This window comes from Rubrivirga marina (genome assembly GCF_002283365.1).
Taxonomy (GTDB): domain Bacteria; phylum Bacteroidota; class Rhodothermia; order Rhodothermales; family Rubricoccaceae; genus Rubrivirga; species Rubrivirga marina.
In genome coordinates, this window is sequence record NZ_MQWD01000011.1 from 1 (window position 1) to 683 (window position 683).

Below are 683 nucleotides of genomic sequence, written 5' to 3' on the forward strand. Positions count from 1 at the left end.
CGGCGGGTTCTGCCGCCCGCTTCCGTCGTGTCCTTCACTCGCTCCTGGACAGCTCGAACCGCTGGCGGTAGCAGACCCACCTCTCCTCGTGCTCCCCGTAGCGGACCACCACTTTCCCTCGGCTGAAGAGCTGCTCGCTGAGGAACGACTCTGGCCCGGTGGGAATGAGGGTGTACGTGACCACGATGTGCCGGAAAGAGGAATCCCCTCCTGGGATGACGGCTCGGGCATCGACTCGACCGCCCACCACGCGGTAGTTCCCTCGTGAGACGATCGGGCCGTAGTCGTCCCGGGATGTGAGCGAAGTCCGCATGTCCTCGACGGACCGCGCCACGAAGAAGTCTCCGTCGGTAGAGAAGGCCATCGCACGGCCGTTTAGGGTTCCCTCCCCGTCCGTAACGCGGGGGTCCGTCCGGCCGCATGACTCGTTCCCACCGACCGCGACGTAGACGCCAACGTTCGAGAACGGGAGGGCAGACGCCACGGAGGGTTCGGCGTGGAGCCGCCCGCTCGTACCCCGCCAAGCGCACCCGGCAGTGATAGCCGTCAGGAGGACAAAAACAGAGAGCGCGGGGCGGTTCAACGGACGGGACGCGAGGGACTCGCTCCAGCATAGGTCGGTGCGGGAGCGGCCCTCTGGTGCAACCGAACTACAGGCGCCGGGGCGGCAGAACGATTGGCGA

1 protein-coding gene is annotated in these 683 nt (G+C 66.8%); it reads right to left on the reverse strand.

The window, feature by feature from the left end; translation table 11 throughout:
- Positions 1-34: 34 nt before the first annotated feature.
- Entirely contained in the window at positions 35-484 is a 450-nt protein-coding gene (locus tag BSZ37_RS21320; RefSeq protein WP_143537521.1) for a hypothetical protein, read from the reverse strand.
- Between the last annotated feature and the right edge of the window lie 199 nt (positions 485-683).